Source organism: Herbiconiux liukaitaii (assembly GCF_041927495.1).
Classification (GTDB): Bacteria; Actinomycetota; Actinomycetes; order Actinomycetales; family Microbacteriaceae; genus Herbiconiux; species Herbiconiux liukaitaii.
Map to the genome: position 1 here is coordinate 771,348 of NZ_JBHFHG010000004.1, position 20,650 is coordinate 791,997.

18 protein-coding genes and 1 tRNA gene are annotated in these 20,650 nt (G+C 70.0%); 13 read left to right on the forward strand and 6 right to left on the reverse strand.

Going from position 1 to position 20,650, the window contains the following annotated elements:
* Window positions 1-13: 13 nt before the first annotated feature.
* The 3 genes from ACEXQC_RS11290 to ACEXQC_RS11300 form a co-directional block, all read right to left on the reverse strand.
* Window positions 14-2,404, reverse strand: coding sequence for a hypothetical protein (locus tag ACEXQC_RS11290; protein ID WP_374821845.1), 2,391 nt, complete (start codon window positions 2,402-2,404; stop codon window positions 14-16).
* A 191-nt stretch (window positions 2,405-2,595) separates the two neighbouring features.
* Window positions 2,596-3,798 carry a pyridoxal phosphate-dependent aminotransferase gene (locus ACEXQC_RS11295; protein WP_374821848.1) on the reverse strand — a complete coding sequence of 401 codons (1,203 nt, stop codon included), beginning with the start codon at window positions 3,796-3,798 and terminating at the stop codon, window positions 2,596-2,598.
* A gap of 83 nt (window positions 3,799-3,881) precedes the next feature.
* Complete coding sequence (locus ACEXQC_RS11300; RefSeq protein WP_374821851.1) at window positions 3,882-4,916, reverse strand: AI-2E family transporter; 1,035 nt, start codon at window positions 4,914-4,916, stop codon at window positions 3,882-3,884.
* Between the two features lie 148 nt (window positions 4,917-5,064).
* On the opposite strand from ACEXQC_RS11300, the gene ACEXQC_RS11305 reads away from it, so the two are divergent.
* From ACEXQC_RS11305 to ACEXQC_RS11350, 10 genes are all read left to right on the forward strand, one after another.
* A tRNA-Trp gene (locus ACEXQC_RS11305) sits at window positions 5,065-5,137 on the forward strand.
* Between the two features lie 42 nt (window positions 5,138-5,179).
* A complete protein-coding gene (gene secE / locus ACEXQC_RS11310) occupies window positions 5,180-5,446 on the forward strand; it encodes a preprotein translocase subunit SecE (RefSeq protein WP_374821854.1) in 267 nt (88 codons plus the stop codon).
* 118 nt (window positions 5,447-5,564) lie between these two features.
* Window positions 5,565-6,533 (forward strand): transcription termination/antitermination protein NusG, encoded by a 969-nt coding sequence (gene nusG / locus ACEXQC_RS11315; protein WP_374821856.1) that lies wholly within the window; start codon window positions 5,565-5,567, stop codon window positions 6,531-6,533.
* Window positions 6,534-6,653: 120 nt separating this feature from the next.
* Window positions 6,654-7,085 carry a 50S ribosomal protein L11 gene (gene rplK, locus ACEXQC_RS11320; protein WP_374821858.1) on the forward strand — a complete coding sequence of 144 codons (432 nt, stop codon included), beginning with the start codon at window positions 6,654-6,656 and terminating at the stop codon, window positions 7,083-7,085.
* A gap of 14 nt (window positions 7,086-7,099) precedes the next feature.
* Window positions 7,100-7,789 (forward strand): 50S ribosomal protein L1, encoded by a 690-nt coding sequence (rplA, locus tag ACEXQC_RS11325; RefSeq protein WP_374821861.1) that lies wholly within the window; start codon window positions 7,100-7,102, stop codon window positions 7,787-7,789.
* Window positions 7,790-7,975: 186 nt separating this feature from the next.
* A complete protein-coding gene (locus ACEXQC_RS11330; RefSeq protein WP_374821864.1) occupies window positions 7,976-8,968 on the forward strand; it encodes a cell wall-binding repeat-containing protein in 993 nt (330 codons plus the stop codon).
* 177 nt (window positions 8,969-9,145) lie between these two features.
* Window positions 9,146-10,498: a cell wall-binding repeat-containing protein gene (locus ACEXQC_RS11335; RefSeq protein ID WP_374821867.1), complete on the forward strand. Its 1,353-nt coding sequence runs from the start codon at window positions 9,146-9,148 to the stop codon at window positions 10,496-10,498.
* 68 nt (window positions 10,499-10,566) lie between these two features.
* Window positions 10,567-11,907 carry a cell wall-binding repeat-containing protein gene (locus ACEXQC_RS11340; RefSeq protein WP_374821869.1) on the forward strand — a complete coding sequence of 447 codons (1,341 nt, stop codon included), beginning with the start codon at window positions 10,567-10,569 and terminating at the stop codon, window positions 11,905-11,907.
* An 800-nt stretch (window positions 11,908-12,707) separates the two neighbouring features.
* Entirely contained in the window at window positions 12,708-13,262 is a 555-nt protein-coding gene (locus tag ACEXQC_RS11345) for a GNAT family N-acetyltransferase (protein ID WP_374821872.1), read from the forward strand.
* 566 nt (window positions 13,263-13,828) lie between these two features.
* Entirely contained in the window at window positions 13,829-14,764 is a 936-nt protein-coding gene (locus ACEXQC_RS11350; protein WP_374821875.1) for a cell wall-binding repeat-containing protein, read from the forward strand.
* 112 nt (window positions 14,765-14,876) lie between these two features.
* On the opposite strand, the gene ACEXQC_RS11355 is transcribed toward ACEXQC_RS11350, so the two are convergent.
* Complete coding sequence (locus tag ACEXQC_RS11355; RefSeq protein WP_374821877.1) at window positions 14,877-15,914, reverse strand: NADP-dependent oxidoreductase; 1,038 nt, start codon at window positions 15,912-15,914, stop codon at window positions 14,877-14,879.
* Between the two features lie 187 nt (window positions 15,915-16,101).
* Here ACEXQC_RS11355 and ACEXQC_RS11360 point away from each other — a divergent pair, with 187 nt between their 5' ends.
* On the forward strand, window positions 16,102-16,890 hold the full coding sequence (locus ACEXQC_RS11360; protein WP_374821880.1) for a DUF998 domain-containing protein: 789 nt from the start codon (window positions 16,102-16,104) through the stop codon (window positions 16,888-16,890).
* Here the strand turns inward: ACEXQC_RS11360 and ACEXQC_RS11365 are convergent.
* Both ACEXQC_RS11365 and ACEXQC_RS11370 read right to left on the reverse strand, forming a co-directional pair.
* Complete coding sequence (locus ACEXQC_RS11365) at window positions 16,830-17,606, reverse strand: alpha/beta fold hydrolase (RefSeq protein WP_374821882.1); 777 nt, start codon at window positions 17,604-17,606, stop codon at window positions 16,830-16,832. The two genes, ACEXQC_RS11360 and ACEXQC_RS11365, sit on opposite strands and share 61 nt — an antisense overlap.
* Window positions 17,607-17,667: 61 nt before the next feature.
* Window positions 17,668-18,297, reverse strand: coding sequence for a YqaJ viral recombinase family protein (locus ACEXQC_RS11370; RefSeq protein WP_374822064.1), 630 nt, complete (start codon window positions 18,295-18,297; stop codon window positions 17,668-17,670).
* Between the two features lie 122 nt (window positions 18,298-18,419).
* Between ACEXQC_RS11370 and ACEXQC_RS11375 the strand changes: the two genes are divergently transcribed.
* Both ACEXQC_RS11375 and ACEXQC_RS11380 read left to right on the forward strand, forming a co-directional pair.
* Complete coding sequence (locus tag ACEXQC_RS11375; RefSeq protein ID WP_510186166.1) at window positions 18,420-19,184, forward strand: response regulator transcription factor; 765 nt, start codon at window positions 18,420-18,422, stop codon at window positions 19,182-19,184.
* The gene (locus ACEXQC_RS11380) at window positions 19,181-20,608 is read left to right on the forward strand and encodes a sensor histidine kinase (RefSeq protein WP_374821888.1); all 1,428 of its coding nucleotides are present in this window, start codon (window positions 19,181-19,183) and stop codon (window positions 20,606-20,608) included. The genes ACEXQC_RS11375 and ACEXQC_RS11380 overlap by 4 nt, the downstream gene beginning before the upstream one ends.
* The last annotated feature ends 42 nt before the right edge of the window (window positions 20,609-20,650 follow it).

Here is a 20,650-nt window from a genome sequence, read left to right on the forward strand (position 1 = left end):
GAGGCACGTGAACTCAGCGCGCCTGCTCCAGATCGAGCGCGCTTGGGGCCGGTGCCGCCGACCCACTGGCTCGTGCCGGCACGAAGCGGAAGTACGCCCACACCGCCGCGGTGAGCAGCGCGAAGGCACCGAACCACGCCAGCCACGGCACGAGGTCGTTGCCGAGCTCCGACCACGCCGCCGGTACGGGAAGCAGCACGAACCCGAACACCAGTGCGGCACCCGCCCACGCGGCCGCCCACAGTCGTCTCGAGTGGGCCAGCATGGTGCCCCCATCGAGGAACCGCAGCGGCAGCAGCGACACCACGGGCCCGCTGAGCGCCCCCACGGTCACCGCGGTCGCGAGGTCGAGCAGCAGCACCCCGAGCACGTCGGGCCGCTCCACCACCCCGGGCCGCACAGCACCCTGCACCACCCACGCCCCCACCCCGAGCACCACAGAGGCCCCGGCCCCCACCACAGCCACCCGAGCGGCCCCCACAGCCCCGAGCCCGCCACCCCGGCCCGCAGTACCCACACGCCCGACCGGGGCCACGCCCGCACTCCCGACCGGGTCCACGCTCGCCCGCCCGGCCGGGGCCAGGCCCGCCGCATCGAGACCGCCGCCCACGCGGCGCCCGACGCGGGTCAGGGCGACGAACTGCACTCCGATGAGCGCCCCGAACACGAACCCCGGATCGAGCCCAGCCACCCGCGACACCACCACGCTCGCAGCGGTCAGCACGAGAGCGGCAGGCCGCCCGAACGGCATGCCCCGCAACTCGAACCGCCGCCCGACGAGCACCGCGACCCCCACCCCGACCACCCCCATCACGAGAGCGGCCCCAAGAAACGCCACCACGAGCCCGCCGGTCGTCGCGGTCACCCCAGCCTCGGGCGACACCATCGCCGACCCCACGGCCCCCACTCCCAGCACCACCGCGATCCCCCACGCCGACGCGAAACCTCGTGAGCCGGGCCGCACGGTCGCCCCACCAGCCCTGCCGGCCCCACCAGCCCCGCGTGCCTCGAGTCGCGCGGGGATGAGCGTCCGCGCGGCCATGTGTATGCGGGCGAGCAGCCGGGCGGGCGCACTCCGGCGGATGCGGTCGGCGTTCTCGTGGATCGTCGCCTCGAGGATCCCACCCGGCACCATCACGAGCAGCATCGCCGCCCCGATCAGAACGCCGAGGAACACGATCCCGGTCCCCGCGCGCCCGAAAGCCCCATCCGGAGTCACCAGCGACAACGCGAACGCCGACGGCCCCACACCCACCCCGCCCTCTCCTACTGAGCCGCCGTCCCCAGCCCCGGCCGCCACGACCTCGTCGTCGCCCGCCCCGGGCGACTCTCGTGAACCGGGCGAGCCGCCGGAGTTCTCCCTCTTGCCTTCTGCTGACCACTGCCGAGATCCTTCACCGGTACGGTCGCCGGCGCCCGAAGCCGAACCCGAACTCAGGGAACCGACCAGCCCTCCATCGCGGGTGGACTCCCCGACTTCCTCGTGAAGAACGTCGACTGACTGCTTTCCATGGTCAGCCTCGGTCGGATCGGAACCATCGGCCTCGGCCTCACCGACAACTCCGCCTACAACGCCTCCCTCCGGGCCAGTCACATCACCCGGATCGGACTCCGGCACTGTCCCTGGGCTTGGCTCTGGATCGATACCGGGACCTGGATCGGGGACGGGATCGGGACCTGGGACGGGATCCGGATCGGGGGCGGGATCCGGATCGGGGTCGGGGTCCGGGACGGGATCTGGGTCGGGGTCGGGAACGATGATCGTGGGGGCCTCCAGCGCGAAGAGGTAGGGCGCCGTGGTCGCCCAGGTCGACGGCGCCGACGGGAACGCCTGGGCCGCCACGAGCGAGTACGGCCCCGCCCCACTCGGCAGCGCGGTCAGCAGGCAGCTCCACAGCCCATCGGCGCCCACGTGCCCCGTGCATCCGCTGCCATCGTTGAGCGTCACCGCCACGAGATTGAAGGGCACCCCAGCTCCGCGGATCTCCTGCGTCGGATCCTCCACCGTCATCGTCGGCGTGATCGTGTCGACACTCCCCGCGTCGCTCTCGACCGTCGGCGGATGCAGCAGCGCCACCTCGAGCACGGTGATGTCGCCCGCAGCGAAGTCCGTGCCGTTCGACACCGTCAGCGGCCCCGACGAGCTCGGAGCCGCCCCGAGCGGGCACGCCCAGCTCCCGTCGGCCGCGACGTCCACGAAGCAGAGCGGATGCGCATCCCCCTCGACGGGCGTCGTGACGAGGATCGACCCACCCGGCGGCCCGACACCTGTCAGAACCTCACCGAACGCCCCGCCCACCCCGATCAGCACCGACCCCGGCCCCGGCGCCCCGGTGACCACGGGAGGAGGAGCACCCCACGCGGCAGGTACCCCGCCGCTCAGCATCCCGAACCCGACGACCATCGCGCCAAGAATCAGCAGCACGGAACCCCGCACCGGCCGTCGCCGTCGCCGCCGCAACCGTTCGGCCCCGGCCCGCGTCCGCGCCCGCGCCCGAGGCATCCGCCCCACCAGCCCCGCCGACGCCCCGAACATGAGCGAAACTCTACTCGCGCATGAACCCTAAGTGAAGATCCCTCGAAAGAGGGTGGGGATCAGCTGAAGAGCTTCTGCAGGCGTGCGACACCCTCCGCGAGAGCGTCATCGCCGAGTGCGTACGACAGTCGCAGGAATCCGCTCGGACCGAACGCCTCCCCGGGCACCGTCGCCACCTCCACCTGCTCCAGGATGAGGTCGGCCAGCTCGAGCGACGTCGTGGGCGTGACCCCGCCCCAGGTGCGCCCGAGCAGACCCGTCACATCCGGATACACGTAGAACGCGCCCTGCGGCAGCGGAGTGCGCACACCTGGGATGGCGTTGAGGCCGTCGACGATGAGCCGCCGCCGCTTGTCGTAGGTCTGCCGCATCGTCTCCACGGCATCCTGCGGCCCGTTCAGTGCCGCGATGGCCGCACGCTGCGAGATGTTCGACACGTTCGACGTGAGGTGCGACTGCAGGTTCGAGGCGGCCTTGATGGCATCGAGGGGGCCGACCATCCAGCCGAGTCGCCATCCGGTCATCGCGTAGGTCTTCGCCACGCCGTTCACGAGCAGCGTGCGGTCGGCGAGAGCAGGCACGGCCTCGACGATCGACACGGCGCGCACACCGTCGTAGACGAGGTTCTGGTAGATCTCGTCGCTGATGACCCAGAGCCCGTTCGCGTCGGCCCATTCGCCGATCGCGCGGGTCTGCTCGGGCGAGTACACGGCACCCGTGGGGTTCGACGGCGACACGAACAGCAGCACCTTGGTGCGCGGCGTGCGCGCGGCCTCGAGTTGCTCGACGGTCACGAGGTAGTCCTGGTCGCTGCCCGCGAAGACCTCTACGGGCACACCGCCGGCGAGGCGGATGGCCTCGGGGTAGGTGGTCCAGAACGGGGTGGGCACGAGCACCTCGTCGCCCGGGTCGAGCAGCGTGGCGAACGACTCGTAGACGGCCTGCTTGCCGCCGTTCGTCACGATCACCTGCGCCGGCGACACCTCGAGCCCACTGTCGCGCAGCGTCTTCGCGGCGATGGCCTCGCGGAGCTCGGGCAGCCCGGCCGCGGGCGTGTACCGGTGGTTCTTGGGGTCGAGCACCGCAGCGGATGCCGCCTCGACGATGTGCGGCGGCGTGGGGAAGTCTGGCTCACCCGCCGCATAGCTGATGACCGGCCGGCCGGCCGCCTGGAGGCTCTTGGCCTTGGCGTCGACCTTGAGGGTGGCCGATTCGGCGATCGAGGAGATGCGGCGCGAGATGCGGGGGAGCTGGTCTGTCACGCCACCAGGCTACCGGTTGACCGCCCGCATCGCCCTGACGGCCCGCAACACCCTGACCGCCCGCATCGCCCTGACCGCCTCGATCACCGCAGTGCCTGCTTCGGCACCACGACCTGCTTGACGATGATGAGCACCGACGCCACCACCGGCACGGCGATGAGCGCACCGAGGATCCCGAGCAGCGTGCCGCCCACGAGAGCGCCGATGACCACGAGGATGCCGGGCACGTCGACCGCCCGCGTCATCACCCGCGGGCTCAGCACGTACGCCTCCACCTGCATGTACACGAGGAAGTAGATGCCGATGACGACCGCGGTCCCCGGCGAGACGGTGAGCGCGAAGAACGTCACGATCACCGCGCTGATGATCGTGCCGACGAGCGGGATGAGGGCCAGCAGGAACGCCACGACCGCGAGCGCTCCCGCATACGGCACCCCGGCGAGCACCATGGCGATGAAGCCGAAGACGCCGTTGGTGCCCGCGAGGATGACCTGACCGCTCACGTACTTGCCGATCGAGCGCACGATCTGGTCGGTGATCGAGACGACGCCCTCGCGGCGCGACAGCGGCACGAGCACGTAGAAGCTGTTCTTCACCGCGTCGAGCGAGCCGAGGAAGAACAGGGTCAGCACGAGCACGAGCAGTCCGCCCGAGATGCCGTTGATGAGCGCGATCCCGATCTTGAGCACGCCTCCGCCGAGGGCGGCGAGGTTGCCTGGGTCGGAGAGGAAGCTCTCGAGATCGCCCGCGAGCTCCTTGGAGTCGACCGAGTCGCCGAACACGTCGGTGAACCAGGTCTGCTGCGTGAGGGTTGTCACGGCCCCCGGCAGGTTCTGCACGAGCTCGGTCGTCTGATCGACCACCGCGGGGATGACGAGGAAGAACACCAGTACAGCGAAGGCGATCACGATCGTGAAGACGATGAGGATCGACCACCCGCGCGGAATACGGCGCCTTGTGAGCCAGCGGACGAGCGGATCGAGTCCCAGCGCGAGGAAGAGCGAGGCGAGGATGCAGATCACCACGGTCGACAGCTGCACGAACGCGAACCCGAGGGCGATGGCCATCAGGCCGCCCAGGGTCGCGATGAATCCGATCCTGAAGGCGCCTGCGCGCATCTGTGCCCCGTTCCCCTCGCCTTTTGCGTGGCCACCGGATGTGACTTACACTGTTCCTCGGTGGTTGAACTCCGCCAAGCTTTTCTATGCCTACTTTTCGGCACAGCCCACGAAGTGAGTGTAGCGAAGCGGTGTGGTTTCAGCGCTTAGGGCGGTGGCTCAATTGGTAGAGCAGCGGTCTCCAAAACCGCAGGTTGCAGGTTCGAGTCCTGTCCGCCCTGCACCGGCCCACCTGGGCCCGGCTTGTGAAAGGTATTGACACGGTGGCACGAAAAGTAGTCGACGAACCTTCCGAGGAGATCGTCGAGAATGCCAGGAAAGAACGAGCGGGCCGAAACCCCTTCGCTCGGCTCGTGCTGTTCATCAAGCAGGTGTTCGGTGAGCTGAAGAAGGTGGTCACGCCCACCCGTCGCGAGCTGATCAACTACACGCTCGTGGTGCTGGTCTTCGTCGTCATCATGATGGCGATCGTGGTGGGTCTCGACACCGTGTTCAGCTGGCTCGCCCTCGTCACCTTCGGCGAGAACTAGCTTTCTCCCAACGGGGCGCAGCGCCGGTCAGGCGCCGTGCCTGCTGGCAGCGTCACCGGCACCGCCGCATCCGCACCGATCAGGTGCCCCCGATCAACCAAGAAGTGGAACGAACTCATTGTCTGACTCAAAGCCCGATGAAGCCGGAGTCCCGGCCGACCTCGACGCCCTCCTCGAGGCCATCGACGCTCCGGCCGACCCCGAAGCCGATGCCGTGGTCGACGACGCGCTGAACATCGACTCCTTCGATGAAGCCGCCGCGGTGCTCGAGGTGCTGGAAGACGACGAGGCCGACACGATCGGCAGCGAGCCCGTCGAGACGCTCGACGAGATCGAGGGCGACGCCGAGATCCCGGCAGACGGCGATGTCGCCGTGGATGCCGATGCAGAGGTCTCCGGCGATGCCGAGGCGTCCGCCGATGCCGAGGTCGCAGCTGAGGTCGACCCCGACGCCGAAGAGGTCGAGGAGGACCCGTACGAGGCCTTCCGCGCCGAGCTCCGCGTGCTCCCGGGCAAGTGGTACGTCATCCACTCCTACGCCGGCTTCGAGAAGCGCGTGAAGTCGAACATCGAGAGCCGCAAGACCTCGATGGGCATGGAGGACTTCGTCTTCCAGGTCGAGGTACCGATGGAAGACGTCGTCGAGATCAAGAACGGCCAGCGCAAGCTCGTCACCCGCGTGCGCATCCCCGGCTACGTCCTCGTGCGCATGTTCCTCAACGAGGACAGCTGGTCGGTCGTGCGTCACACGCCCGGCGTCACAGGCTTCGTGGGCAACTCGCACAACCCCACGCCGCTCCGCTTCGAGGAGGCCTTCAACATGCTGAAGAGCCTCGTCGAGGTCAAGGAGGTCCCGACCTCCAAGACCGCGGGCGCCAAGGGCGGCAAGGCCGTCGCACGCTCCATCCCCGCCGAGATCGACTTCGAGGTCGGCGAGACCATCACCATCAAAGAGGGCTCGTTCGCGGGCCTCCCCGGTTCGATCAGCGAGATCAAGCCCGAGAGCGGCAAGCTCACCGTGCTCGTCTCGCTCTTCGAGCGCGAGACCCCGGTCGAGCTCAGCTTCGACCAGGTCACCAAGCTGTAGCTCAGGCTCATCAGCTAGACTATTGCGGTTGCCCTCACGGGCATCCGAGACCACCACTCCAGGGAGAAGCCCTGTGGGTGGGAGAGCTGCCCTCGGGCAGCACGAGAGAAGAGAGAAGAAATGGCACCGAAAAAGAAGGTCACAGGTCTGATCAAGCTTCAGATCAACGCCGGCGCCGCCAACCCCGCACCGCCCATCGGGCCTGCGCTGGGTCAGCACGGCGTGAACATCATGGAGTTCTGCAAGGCGTACAACGCCGCGACCGAGTCGCAGCGCGGCAACGTCATCCCCGTGGAGATCACGGTCTACGAAGACCGCTCGTTCACCTTCATCCTGAAGACCCCGCCCGCCGCGGAGCTCATCAAGAAGGCCGCCGGAGTCGCCAAGGGCTCCTCCACCCCCCACACCGTCAAGGTCGCCAAGCTCACCCGTGAGCAGGTGCGTCAGATCGCCGAGCAGAAGCAGGCCGACCTGAACGCGAACGACGTCGACGCTGCAATGAAGATCATCGCCGGTACCGCCCGTTCCATGGGCATCACGGTCGAGGCATAAGGAGGAGGCTGGAAATGGCACAGAAGTCAAAGGCCTACCGGGCCGCGGCCGAGAAGATCGAAGCCGGCAAGTACTACACCCCGTCCGAAGCCGTTCAGCTCGCTCGCGAGACCGGCTCCGCCAAGTTCGACAGCACCGTCGAGGTCGCGCTCAAGCTCGGCGTCGACCCGCGCAAGGCAGACCAGATGGTCCGCGGAACGGTCATCCTGCCTCACGGCACGGGCAAGACCGCTCGCGTCATCGTGTTCGCCACGGGCCCTGCGGCCGAGGCGGCCATCGCTGCCGGTGCCGACGAGGTCGGTGGCGACGAGCTCATCGAGAAGGTGGCCGCCGGCTACACCTCGTTCGACTCCGCCGTCGCGACCCCCGAGCTCATGGGCAAGGTCGGTCGTCTCGGTAAGGTGCTCGGCCCGCGTGGCCTCATGCCCAACCCGAAGACCGGCACCGTGACGCCCGACGTCGCGAAGGCCGTCAACGAGATCAAGGGTGGAAAGATCGAGTTCCGCGTCGACAAGCACGCCAACGTGCACTTCGTCGTGGGCAAGGCAGGCTTCACCCCCGAGCAGCTCGACGAGAACATCGCCGCGGCGCTCGAAGAGGTCGTCCGTCTGAAGCCGAGCTCCTCCAAGGGCCGCTACATCCAGAAGGGCGCCGTCTCGACCACGTTCGGCCCGGGCATCCCGCTCGACGTCAACGCGATCTAGTCGCCTCTGCTGCACTCGGAAAGGGCTCGCCTCACGGCGGGCCCTTTCTGCGTTTTGCGGGCATGCGTCTGAGTACGAATTGCTCATACCGCAATGGGGCTCGTGGACTGGAGGATGGGGCGCACCCGTCATTCTCATCGTCAGAAAGCGACCTCACCCGTGACCTTGCGTTCGTCCACTCGTCTTGTGCCCGCGGCAGTCGTCGCTGCTGCGCTCTCCACTGTCGCTCTGCTCGCGGCCACCCCTCTAGCGGCGTCGGCGGAGACTTCCGGCAGTCTGCCTGCGCCGTCGCGCATCGCGGGGGCCGATCGCTACTCGCAGGCGGTCGAGGTCTCCGCCGCGTTCGAGACCGCCGAGACGGTCTACGTGGCGAGCGGCGAGAAGTTCGCCGACGCTCTGAGCGCCGGTTCCGTGGCGGGAGTGCACGGGGCGCCGCTGCTGCTCACGCAGGCGAACGCTCTACCCACCGTCACCGCCGACAGGCTCGGTGAGCTCGCGCCGAAGAACGTCGTGGTGGTGGGAGGCCCGGCGTCGATCTCGGCCGGTGTCATCGCAGCGATCGAGGAGAGCGTGCCGACCACCACGGTCACCAGGGTCGGCGGCGCGGACCGCTACGAGGTCTCCCAGAGTCTCGTCTCCAATGCTGCGTTCGGTGTGCCCAGTACCACCTGGTCGTACATCGCGGATGGGCGCAACTTCCCCGACGCCCTCGCGGCCACACCTCCCGCCACATCGCTCAACGCCCCTGTGCTGCTGGTCAACGGTGGGCAGCCGGCCATCACGGGTGATTCCCTGGCGATCCTCGACGGACAGGGAGTCACGAGCATCCGCATCGCCGGTGGGCCGGCATCTGTGAGCGAGGGCATCAAGACCTCGCTGGGTGACCGCTTCGACGTCACCCGGGTCTCCGGGCTCACGCGGTACGACGGTGCGGTGGCCATCAACCAGGCCTTCACCGAGGCTGAGACCGCCTACCTCGCGAGTGGTGAGGTGTTCCCCGACGCACTGACGGCCGGGCCGGTGGCGGGCGAATCGAACAGCCCCATCTACCTCGTGCAGAAGACCTGCGTTCCGGCGGTCGTGCTCGATGACCTGGCCCGCGTGAAGGCGAAGTCGATCGTCATCCTGGGCGGGCTCAACACCCTCTCGGCAGAGGTGGCGGCGCTCAAGCCCTGCTGACGCGGCGGAATCACTCGGGCCCGGTGCCTCCCTCGAGGAGGTGCCGGGCCCTTCTGTTGTGTGCTGCGTTCGCCGCATACCTCGGATGGCGATAGGTACGAAGTACTCATAACCATGGGGTCGAGTGCCGGGGCACCATTCCTTCATCCCATCCACACTCGTCGAAAGCCACAAGCCATGACCGTTCTCGCCGCTCCAGGCGCCGCTGCCACCCGCAGCATCCTCGTCCCCAGTCAGGGGCGGTCCATCCGTCGTCGACCCATCCGGCGCGCAGGCGCTCGTCGGCTGCCGCTGATCGTCGCCACCGTGTCCGTCGTGGTGGCGGGAGGCCTCGTGCCGGCGGGTGCTGCCGCCGCGGAGGTCATCGAGCCGGTCTGCCCGCAGGCCTCGGCCTTCCGGGGCATCGAGATCGTGCCGACCGCCGCTCTGTCGGTGCCCGACCCGCACGCCGAGACCTCCATCTCCTCCGGGGCGCTCCCGGCTGGTGTCACCCTGGTCGACGGAGTGTTCTCCGGCGTGCCGACGGCTACGGGCATCTCGAGCTTCACGCTCGAGGCGCGGTTCACGGATGCGCCGATGAAGACGGTCGCGTGCACGGTGGGCGTCGATCCGGCGCCGACCCCGTCCCGCATCACGGGGTCCGACCGCTACGACCAGGCCGTGAAGGTCACGCGGTCGGCGTTCCCCACCGGTGGCATCGATGTGCTCTACCTCGCGAGCGGTGAGAAGTTCAGTGACGCGTTGAGCGCGGGATCGGTCGCGGGCGTGCACGGTGCGCCCCTGCTGCTCACCCAGTCCGGCACGCTTCCGGCCGTCACGAAGGCGGAGATCACGAGATTGGCCCCGAAGGACATCGTGGTGGTCGGGGGCACTGCCTCGGTCTCCGCCGCGGTGTTCGGCGGTCTCAAGTCCGCCTTCGCGGCGGCGAACGTGCATCGTGTCGCAGGCGCCGATCGGTTCGATGTCTCCCGCTCGCTCATCTCGCACCCTACATTCGGGGTGCCGTCGTCGGCGTGGGTCTACCTGGCCACGGGAGTCGACTTCCCCGACGCGCTCGCCGCCTCACCTGCTGCCGTCTCCGTCAACGGCCCGGTCATGCTCGTCGACGGCTCGCAGCCCACAGTGAGCGCCGCCGATCTTGCGCTGCTCACCTCGCTCAAGGCGACCTCGGTGCGCATCGCGGGAGGCCGCGCCTCGGTCACGGACGGCATCCAGCGACAGCTCGCGGTATCCGGTTACGCGGTGACCAGGGCCGAGGGGGCGGATCGCTACCAGGCTGCGGTCTCCGTCAATCGGGAGGCGTTCCTCTCGGCCACCACGGTCTACCTGGCCAGCGGCACCGCCTTCGCCGATGCCCTCAGTGCGGCCCCGATCGCCGGCAAGAACAGCGCACCGATCTATCTCGTGCCGAGCACCTGCGTGCCGGCCTCGGTGCTGCAGGAGATCGTGCGCGTGCATCCGAAGAACATCGTGGTGCTCGGTGGCTACAGCACTCTCAACGCCGACATCGATGCGCTCAAGCCGTGCTGACCCCCTCCGCCGCTGTGCTTTCGCCGATTGCTCCTCCCGCCACCGTTCCCGCTCGTAGACAGGCCCACATGAACCACACCGCCGCCAGACGTACCGGCAGATTCGCGATCTCGGCGCTCTTCTCCGCAGCGCTCCTCGGCGCGCTCGTCGTCCCCCGGCCGGCCGCGGCGGTGGCCGTGGAGGCGCCATCCGGAGTCGACAGTCCGGAGGGCGTCTCGGCCGAGGAGCTCATCCCTGCCGTGCTGTGTCCGCAGCAGAGTGCGGCCGTCGGCTTCCCCCTGTCCACCGCGCCGCTCGCCCAGGCGGGAAGCCTGAGGGTGGCGAGGGGTGCGCTCCCCAAGGGCGTGCGTCTTCAGTCCGGTGGCTACCAGGTGGTCGGAGCTCCGAGTGAGGTCGGTACGTCGAGCTTCGTGCTGGAGTTGACGACGGTGCGGCCGGATGGCTACACCGACGTCACCACCAAGTCGTGCACCACCATCGTGAGGGCGGCACCCGCCGTCAGCAGGATCGCCGGGATGGACCGCTACGCGCAGGCGCTCGCCGTCTCGACGCTCACCTTCGGCGATGGCGGCGCCGATACCGTCTACCTCGCCAGCGGGGAGAAGTTCACGGATGCGCTGAGCGCGACGGCTGTGGCCGCCCAGCACGCGGCGCCACTGCTGCTCACCGGAGCAGCGGGACTGCCGGTGGGTGTCGTCGAGGAGATCCGTCGGCTCGGGGCCACCGACGTCGTCGTCGTGGGTGGGGAGGCGTCGGTGTCGGCTGCGGTCGCGGCGCAGCTCAAGGCGGCGACGGCGGCCAGGGTGACCCGTATCGGTGGTGCCGATCGCTTCGAGGTGTCGCGAGCGCTGATCGGTCATTCCGAGTTCGGCGTGGCGCGGGCAGACGCTGCTTTCGTCGCCACGGGAGCCAACTTCCCCGATGCCCTGACGGCGTCACCGGCGGCGGCGGTCTCGCGGTCGCCGGTGCTGCTGGTCGACGGATCCCTGGCATCGATCAATGCCGCGGAATCCGCACTCCTCGAGGAGCTGGGCACCACGTCCATCGGAATCGTCGGCGGTCCCGCTTCGGTGAGTGCGTCGTTCGCGAGCTCGATCGAGAGGTCTTTCGCGGTCACGAGGTATGCGGGATCCACCCGCTTCGCGGTCGGTGCGAGCGTGAACGGCGCGTCGTTCGCTTCGGCCTCCACGGTCTACCTCGCGAGCGGCTACGCCTTCGCCGACGCGCTGAGCGGGGGAGTTGCGGCGGGCATCGGCAAGGCGCCTCTCTACGTGACCCCTCCCACGTGTCTGACCCCCGAGGTCTGGGCGGAGATCGGTCGCCTGGCCCCGGCCAAGGTCGTCCTCCTGGGCGGAACGTCCACCCTCGAGCCCTCCCTGGAACGCCTGGCCCCGTGCGGACTGCCCTGATGACCCAGCGAGGATCCACCACTGTGCGGCCGCTGGCATGGCTGCCTACGTCCCGGTCCCTCTCGCACAGAGAGTGACCGCCTCCTGACTCGCGGTCGCCGAACCTCCCCCCCCCTGGGTTCGGCGGCCGCGACCCCACCCGGCCGTCGCGCCAGCGCGCGGCCCCCTGGCCTCGACCGAGTTGCAGCTGCGCCGGGGCCCCCGAACTCGCGGTCGTCACACCATCCCCCCCCTGGTGTGGCGGCCGCGACCAGCCCCTCGCACACACGAGCGGCCGGTCCCCAACTCGCGGTCGTCGAACCTCCCCCCGGTTCGGCGGCCGCGACCTCTCAACCGCTGCGCCGTCGCGCGGCAGCCCTGACCTCGCCCGAAGGCGCAGCTTTGCCGAGGCCCCCACACTCGCGGTCGTCACACCATCCCCCCTGCTGTGGCGGCCGCGACCCGGCCCTCGCGCAGGCAAGCCGTCGGCCACCGACTCGTGGTCGACACGGGGTGATCGATGCTGGCGGTGGAGCAACGACTTACGACAGCCGACCGGGGCGCTGGATGAGTGCAGCCTTTTCGGGCTGGGTATGACCGCATTGCGGGGCGGGGCGGGGGCGCGGGACGGGGGCAGCCTGTGGGGTGGATGCGACCGTGTTTCCGGGTGGGGCTGGGGGCGTGGGGTGCGCGGTCTGTTCGGGGCGGGCGCGACTGCAGTTCGGGGTGGGGTGGGGTGGCAGTCTGTGCGCGGGGCATGGGTTTGCTTGGAGGGTGCGGTGGTCCCGGGGTGGGTGGGGGCGAACCGGTAGCTTGGGGGTATGGTCACGCGAGTTCGACGCGCACGCCCGGAGGACGCGGGCATCGTCGCTGCGGTCGCCGCCGAGACCTTCGAGATGGCGTGCCCTCCCGGGACCGCTCCGGACGACATCGCGGCCTTCATCGCCAGCAGGCTCTCCGAGATGACCTTCGCCGAGTACCTCACCGGCACGACCCACACCGTGCTGCTCGCTGACGTCGACGGCGAGATCGCCGGCTACACCATGCTGATCTCCGGAGAGCCGGCCGATGCCGACGCCGCGGCGGCCGTCACCACCCGCCCCACTGTCGAACTGAGCAAGTGCTACGTGCGCGCACAGTTCCACGGCCTGGGAGTGGCCACCACGCTGATGGAAGCCTCGCTCGCCCAGGCCGCCGAGTCGGGCGCCGCGAGCATCTGGCTGGGGGTCAACCAGCTCAACGCCCGCGCGATCCGTTTCTACGAGAAGCGCGGCTTCACGAAGGTGGGCGCGAAGACCTTCCTCGTGGGTGACGAGCTGCACGACGATTTCGTGCTCGAGCAGTCGCTGCCGACCGCGATTGACGCCGCGTCCTGATCGGCGCCGCGTCCGGACTGACGTTGCGCCCTGCCCGACGTTGCGCCCGGACTGACGTTGCGCCCGGACTGACGTTGCGTCCCGATCGGCGCTGCGTCCTGATCTGCGTTGTGTCCTGATCTGCGCTGTGTCCTGATCGGTACTGCGTCCTGATTGACGTGGCGTTCTGATTGACGTGCGTTCTGATCGACATTGCGCCCGGGCGGCGCCGGGTCCTGATCGGCGGGTCGCCGTGGATGGGCCAAGATGCGCGAGGGTTGGCGCAGAGCTCGTGCCCCGGTGAGTAGGAAGTGCTCATAACCGCGCGCGGCCTCGGCGTGTGACTCTCGGGGCACGATCCAGCTCCGAAAGCGACTCCCATGCACCCCAGCCCGCGCAAGCTCTCATCCCACCGTGCGCGGTCGTTCGTCCGGTTCGTCATGGCCGCGCTGGCTGCGGTGATCGCTGCGTTTGCGCTCGCTCCTCCGGCTTCTGCTGCGTTTGCGGTTGCGACAGCCGCGACAGCCGCGACAGCCGCGACAGCACCGACAGCACCGACGGCAGAGACAGTCGCGACGGGGGCGAGGGTGGATCTGCCTGCCCCCTCCCGTCTGCACGGGGTCGACCGCTACGACCAGGCGATTCGGGCCTCCCGTGCCGGGTTCGCGCGGGCCGACATCGTGTACCTCGCGAGCGGGGAGAAGTTCGCCGATGCGCTCAGTGCCGGTGCGGTGGCGGGAGCTCGCGGTTCACCCATGCTGCTGACCCCCGCGACGGGGCTGCCCGCCGGGGTCGTGGCCGAGATCGGGCGGCTGTCACCGAGCGTCGTTGTGGTGGTGGGAGGGCCCGCCTCGGTCTCCGACGAGGTCGTCGCCGAGCTCTCGCGGTCCGTCGTAGGGGCGACCTTTCTGCGCATCGGGGGTGCGGACCGTTACGAGGTGTCGCGAGCGCTCGTGACCGACTCCGCCGTGGGTGTGCCGATTGCCGACGCGGTCATGTTGGCGGCCGGTGCCACCTTCCCGGATGCGCTCGCCGCGGCACCCGCCGCCGTGCATCGCGAGGCGACGGTGATGCTCGTCGACGGCACCTCACCGAGTCTCGACTCCGCGAGCCTCACCGCGATCGCCGGGTACCGTCCACGCGACGTGCTCATCGTGGGTGGCATCGCCTCGGTGAGTCCGGGCATCGAGAGCCAACTCCGGCGCGACCTCGCCGCGGTGCCGAGCTCCGTGGGGAGGGTCTCGGGCGCCGACCGCTTCGAGGTTCCGGTGGCTCTCAACCGCGGTGTCTTCGCACCTCGACCCGGGGGATCCGTCTACCTCGCGAGCGGCACCGCGTTCCCGGATGCGCTGAGCGGCGGCCCGCTGGCCGCCAGCCGACACGCTCCGATCTACCTCGTGCGGCAGGACTGTGTACCCGTTCCGGTGCTGGACGATCTGCGGCGGCTCGCGCCCGAGCAGATCGTGCTGCTCGGCGGCCCCGCCACCCTGAGCCCCGCCGTCGAGACCCTCACGCCGTGCTGAGCGAACGCGCCCCGGGCGCTCGCGCCGGAGACGCCCGCATTTCGAGTGCGCGCAAGGCGGGTGCCTTGCAGCGCCAGCAGTCGCGGGGCCGGGGCCGGAGCCGGGCCGGGGCTCAGAAGGGCTGCGCGCCTACCTGCAGCACGAGTTTGCCGCGGGTGTGCCCGCGCTCGAGGGCCCGATGGGCCTCGCCCGCCTCCGCCAGCGGGAAGATCTCGTCGATGTGCACCCGCACGTCACCGGAGTCGATCAACCGGGTGATCACCGCGAGCGTCGCCGCATCCGGAGCCACCTTGAAGGTCGTCGCCCGCATGCCCGCGGCGGCCGCCTCGGCGAGGAACGTCGGCCAGCTGCCCGTGGGCGCGTTGATGATGAGCCCGCCGTGCCGCAGCGTCGCGAGCGACCGCGTTCCGGTGGAGTCGTGCACGTTGCCCACGAGGTCGATCACCACGTCCTGATCCGACACCTGGTCGGCGAAGTCCACCGCCGTGTAGTCGATGACCTCCGAAGCGCCGAGCTCCCGCAGCCACCCCTGGTTGCGCGAGGATCCCGTGGCCGTCACCCGCGCCCCGAAGTAGTGCGCGAACTGCACCGCGAAGTGCCCCACCCCACCCGCGGCGGCGTGGATGAGCATCCGCTGCCCCTCGTGCGCCTTGGCGAGCTCCACCACCATGCCCCACGCCGTGAGCGCCGCCACCGGCACCCCCGCGGCCTCCACGAGCGACAGCGACTTGGGTGCCCGCGTGACCTGCAGGCTCGGCACCGCCACGTACTCCGCATACGACCCGGAGCCACGCGGCGCCGACGTCATGCCGTAGACCTCGTCGCCGACCTTGAGCGGGTGGCCCTCAAAGGGAGACTCCACCACCACCCCGGAGAAGTCGTACCCCAGCACGCAGGGAAAGCCCGAGATGGCGGCGGCGACCCCGCGACCGGATCGGGTCTTCGCGTCGAGGGGGTTCACCCCTGCGGCGGCCACCTTGACGAGCACCTCGGAGTTGATCCGCACGGGCGCCGCCACCGACGACACCGAGAGCTCGGAAGGTTCCCCGAAGCGCTCGATCACCGCCGCCCGCATCGACTCCGGGTGGGTGGGCGAGGGGCTCGACGTACTCGTTGTACTCGTGCCCGGTCCACTCAGCTGCTCGATCATCGCGTGCCTTCCGTAGAACTCGAGAACGCCACGGGAGGGCTCGGGCTACCCGCCTCACTGCGAAGCCTCATCGGCTTGCTCCCACGCTAAGGGGCGAATGATTCGCCGGTGTTACGGTCACATCACTGTGGTGCAAACTCCCTCACGCCGCGTAGCATTCAGTGACCCGCACGCCAGGAGATCCGTCATGCCCGCCCTCGTCGCCGCCCTCCGCCCCGTGGGCCTGCTGCTGGCGGCCGCGGCCACCCTCACGGGTCTCACCCTCATCTGGATCGCTCGGCTCTCGGCCGATCGCTACCTCTACGTGAGCGAGCTCGGAGCCACCGGGGAGCCCACCGCCGAGGTCTTCCGCTGGGCCATGACGCTCGTCGCCGGCTCCGCCGCCCTCGTGGCGGTGTGCGCCCCGCGACTCGAGCCGCGCGTGCGCTGGCTCGCCGTGGCACCGCCCGCCGTGGTGCTCGGTGGCGCCGCGGTGGCGTTCGGCATCGCCTCGCAGGTGACCTGCACCTACGGCTGCCCGCTGCCGGTGGGCCCCGCCTTCACCTGGCAGGATCTCGTGCACACCGTCTGCGCGGTGATCGGCTTCGCGGGAGCGGCCGTGGTGATGCTGCAGGTCTCGGTCGACCGCCGGTTCCGCGGGCTCGGCCGCTACTCGGCCGTCTCGGCGATCGCGGTGGCCGTGATCGCGGGTGCGGGCGGCCTGCTCTCGCTGCTGCGCTTCGGCACCCAGTTCGGCGGCATCCTCGAACTCGTCGCCACGACCATCGCGCTCCTCTGGCTCGCCGTGCTGGCCGTGGTGCTCGCGATCTCAGAGCTCCGAGCGCGCCGTGATGGCAGCGAACCGCGGGAATCGGATGGCGGCGACCTCAGGGATCCGGATGGCCCCGACCTCGGCGACGAGCAGAGCGCCGCGGCTCAGTCCCAGCCGACGAACGAGGCCACCCCGGCGTGCGTGGCCTCCACGTACGCCGAGTAGTCGTCGTCGCGCGCCGGCAGCGGCACGCTCACCGCGTCGGGCAGCTCGTCCATCCACAGCTCGGCCACGGGCACCGGATGCACGGGGTCGCGCGGCGCCCACACGATCGCCAGGGGCAGATCCAGGCCTCCGAGATCGTCGGCGGAAGTGAAGCCGGGGGATCGCGGGATCTCGATGAGCCGCGACGCCCGCTGGGCGGCGGCAGGGCTCCGGAACTGCGCGAGCAGCCCCTCCGCCCCCAGCTCCGACTCCTCACGCACCGCGGCGTAGAGCGCTGTGTCGACGAAAGCGCGTTCGCCCTCGACCGCACCGAGATCGGCCAGCAGCTCCCCGATCACCGGGAAGGCGCGCAGGTTCTCCGGCAGCGACTCGTCGGTGAAGGCCGGACGCACGAACACCACGCGCTCGATCGGCAGCGCCTCGGTGAGCGCGAGACGCAGCGCGAGGGCCGCCCCCATCGAGATGCCGATCAGCGTGACGGGCGACCCGGCGACACCGGACGCCTCCTGCGCGGCGAGCACCTCAGCGGCGAGGGAGGAGGCCATCGCCTCGAGAGTCAGCTCCGACGCCGAGGCGGGCGCGAGGTCCGCGCCATGCGCGCGAGCATCCGGAGCCACGAGGTGCGCCGTCGCAGGCACGATGGGCGCGAACATCGCGAGCGCGTCGTCGCGTGAGCCGCCGAGCCCGTGCAGCAGCACGACCGTCACGCTGTGCACCCCGACGCACGATCCCAGCCCGAGCCCGTGCCCGCGAAAGCAGCGACGACGCGCGTCACCGTCACGGTCGCCCCCGCTCCCCGCGCATCCACGCCAGCAGTTCGTCGGCCCGCCGCACGAGCAGCTCGATCTCCGACTCGTCGCGCGACACCCACTCGCATCGCGGCGCCTCGGCGAGCGGCACGAAGTCGATGTGCTGCTCCCACACCACGAGGGTGCGCTCGGCCCCCAGCACATACTGCTGCCACCACACCTGCCGCAGGTAGCTGCGCGGGATGCTCTTCCAGGGCTTCGACGTGGTCTTGATCTCGGCGAGCTCCACCGTGCCGTCGGGGGCCACGCGGATGCCGTCGGGCGTGGCGAGGTGGCGCTTCTCGCGAGCGGCGTGGAAGAGCGAGACGCTCGGCACGATCTCGTACTCGCTCCTCACCCAGGCCGCGATGGCGGGCTCGCGAGCCCGGCCGTGGTCGGTGAAGGCGTTGCCGCCGAACCCGCTGCCGTTGAGCTTCTCCCAGGCCACCGACGCGATGGCGCGATCGCTCGCGAGCCGGGCCGCATCCGTGGCCGTGACCCCGCGGCTGCGGGCGCGCAGCCAGGCGATCCGATCGGTCGAGGCGGCCACCACGCGGCTGAGGTGCGGCGGTGGCGGCGGGGGAGCGACCTCCTCCTCTTCCCAGGGGAAGGAGAGCATGAGAGAGGTCACCCCACCATTGTCGCTCACCCGACGGATGCGGGCGGCTGCGACATTCTCAGACACAGCATCGTATCTTCATAGACTCCTCATAGCCGACTGCCGATACTGGAGATGTGACCATCGACGCCTCCCTCATCTCCGGCCGCGACGGCAGCTCCGCTGCCAAGCAGCCCCGCCTTCGCCGCGCCGACGGTTCACCCGTGCGCGCTCTCGTCGTCGACGACGAGAACACCCTCACCGACCTCCTCTCCATGGCCCTCCGCTACGAGGGCTGGGAGGTGAAGACCGCGAGCGAGGGCCGCCAGGCCATCGCGCTCGCCCGGGAGTTCCGACCGGACGTGGTGGTGCTCGACGTGATGCTCCCCGACATCGACGGGCTCCAGGTGCTGCAGCGCCTCCGCAACGACGGCCAGGAGACCCCCGTGCTCTTCCTCACCGCCAAGGATGCGCTCGACGACCGCATCGCCGGGCTCACCGCGGGCGGCGACGACTACGTGACCAAGCCGTTCAGCCTCGAGGAGCTCGTGGCGAGGCTCCGCGGCCTCATCCGCCGCAGCACCCTCGTGGTGGCCGACGCCGACGACCCCGTGGTGACCGTCGGCGACCTGGAGCTCGACGAGGACAGCCACGAGGTGTTCCGCAACGGCGACCCCATCGAGCTGACCGCCACCGAGTTCGAGCTGCTCCGCTTCCTCATGCGCAACCCGCGCCGCGTGCTCAGCAAGGCGCAGATCCTCGACCGGGTGTGGAGCTACGACTTCGGCGGCAAGTCGAGCGTGGTGGAGATCTACATCTCCTACCTGCGCAAGAAGATCGACGCCGGGCGCACTCCCATGATCCACACGGTCCGCGGGGCCGGATACATGCTGAAGCCCGCGCTGTGACTCTGCGCCGCACGCTGATCCTGAGCGTGCTCGGCCTCATCGCTCTGGCCGGCATCCTGATCGGGGTGGTGAGCACCCTCGCGCTCAACAGCTTCCTGCTCAACCAGCTCGACGCCCAGGTGCGGGAGGCCTCGAACCGCACGATCATGTCGCTGCAGAATCCGGGGCAGGGCCCGCGGCCCGAGCTCTCGCTGGGCCAGGCCTCGGGAACCATGGTCGCGGTCCTCTCGGACGGCGAGGCCGTGCTGGGGTACGTGCTCGACGAGTACGGCCAGTCACAAGCCCTCACCGAGGATCAGCTGGCCACCCTCGACGTGGTGACCGCCACGGCCGATCCGACGTCCATCTCGGTGGGCGACCTCGGGTCGTACCGCATCGACACCCAGGTCATCACGACCGCCGGCGACCTCGTGGTCACGGGCCTCCCGCTCGACGACGTGACCAGCACCCTCTCCCGGCAGATCATCGTGATCGCGGCCATCACCGCCATCGCCATGGTGGTGGCGGGCGTCGCGGCGCTCCTCCTCATCCGGCTCGCGCTGCGCCCGCTCGACCGGGTGACCGCCACGGCGACCCGCGTGGCCGAGCTGCCCCTCGACCGCGGCGACGTGGCGCTCGCCGAGCGCGTGCCCGCGGCCGACACCGATCCGAAGTCCGAGGTGGGTCGCGTGGGGCTCGCCTTCAACCGCATGCTCGAGCACGTGGCCTCGGCCCTCACCTCCCGGCAGCGCAGCGAGAAAAAGGTGCGCCAGTTCGTGGCGGATGCGAGCCACGAGCTGCGTACACCGCTCGCCTCGATCCGGGGCTACGCCGAGCTCACCCGCCGCACGGTCGACGACCTGCCCCCCGACGTGGCGCACTCGCTCGGCCGCATCGAGTCCGAGGCCACGAGGATGACGACCCTCGTGGAGGACCTGCTGCTGCTCGCCCGTCTCGACTCCAAGCCCGAGCTCGCCCGCGACGACGTGGACGTCTCGCTCGTGCTGGTCGACGTGGTGAGCGACGCCCACGTGGCCGGCCCCGAGCACATCTGGGAGCTCGATCTGCCCGAGGAGCCCGTGGTGGTCACGGGAGACGCGCAGCGCCTGCACCAGGTGTTCGCCAACCTGCTCGCCAACGCCCGTGTGCACACGCCGGCCGGCACCACCGTGGTGGCGTCGGTACGGGTGGGGGCGGATGCGGAGGGGGCCGGGGTGGCGATCGTCGAGATCGCCGACGACGGTCCCGGCATCGATCCCGAGCTGCTGCCCACCCTCTTCGAGCGCTTCGTGCGCGGCGACGGATCGCGGTCGCGGCACGCCGGCAGCACAGGGCTGGGACTCGCCATCGTGAAGGCCGTCGTGGATGCGCACGGCGGCGACGTGACCGCGCGGAGCGAGGGCGGCCGCACCGTTTTCGCGGTGAGTGTACCCCTCAAGGCCTGAGCCGGGAAGGGGAGGCGCGATCCCCCCGTTCGGGGGTATCGT

What these genes read in the sequence shown, in the direction of transcription:
- ACEXQC_RS11290 (WP_374821845.1), bottom strand. Translation starts at nt 2,404, where the DNA reads ATGGTCGTCGGGTTCGGGATGCTGAGCGGCGGGGTACCTGCCGCGTGG.
- ACEXQC_RS11300 (WP_374821851.1), bottom strand. Translation starts at nt 4,916, where the DNA reads ATGCGCGCAGGCGCCTTCAGGATCGGATTCATCGCGACCCTGGGCGGC.
- rplK (WP_374821858.1), top strand. Translation starts at nt 6,654, where the DNA reads ATGGCACCGAAAAAGAAGGTCACAGGTCTGATCAAGCTTCAGATCAAC.
- rplA (WP_374821861.1), top strand. Translation starts at nt 7,100, where the DNA reads ATGGCACAGAAGTCAAAGGCCTACCGGGCCGCGGCCGAGAAGATCGAA.
- ACEXQC_RS11335 (WP_374821867.1), top strand. Translation starts at nt 9,146, where the DNA reads ATGACCGTTCTCGCCGCTCCAGGCGCCGCTGCCACCCGCAGCATCCTC.
- ACEXQC_RS11340 (WP_374821869.1), top strand. Translation starts at nt 10,567, where the DNA reads ATGAACCACACCGCCGCCAGACGTACCGGCAGATTCGCGATCTCGGCG.
- ACEXQC_RS11345 (WP_374821872.1), top strand. Translation starts at nt 12,708, where the DNA reads ATGGTCACGCGAGTTCGACGCGCACGCCCGGAGGACGCGGGCATCGTC.
- ACEXQC_RS11355 (WP_374821877.1), bottom strand. Translation starts at nt 15,914, where the DNA reads ATGATCGAGCAGCTGAGTGGACCGGGCACGAGTACAACGAGTACGTCG.
- ACEXQC_RS11360 (WP_374821880.1), top strand. Translation starts at nt 16,102, where the DNA reads ATGCCCGCCCTCGTCGCCGCCCTCCGCCCCGTGGGCCTGCTGCTGGCG.
- ACEXQC_RS11370 (WP_374822064.1), bottom strand. Translation starts at nt 18,297, where the DNA reads ATGCTCTCCTTCCCCTGGGAAGAGGAGGAGGTCGCTCCCCCGCCGCCA.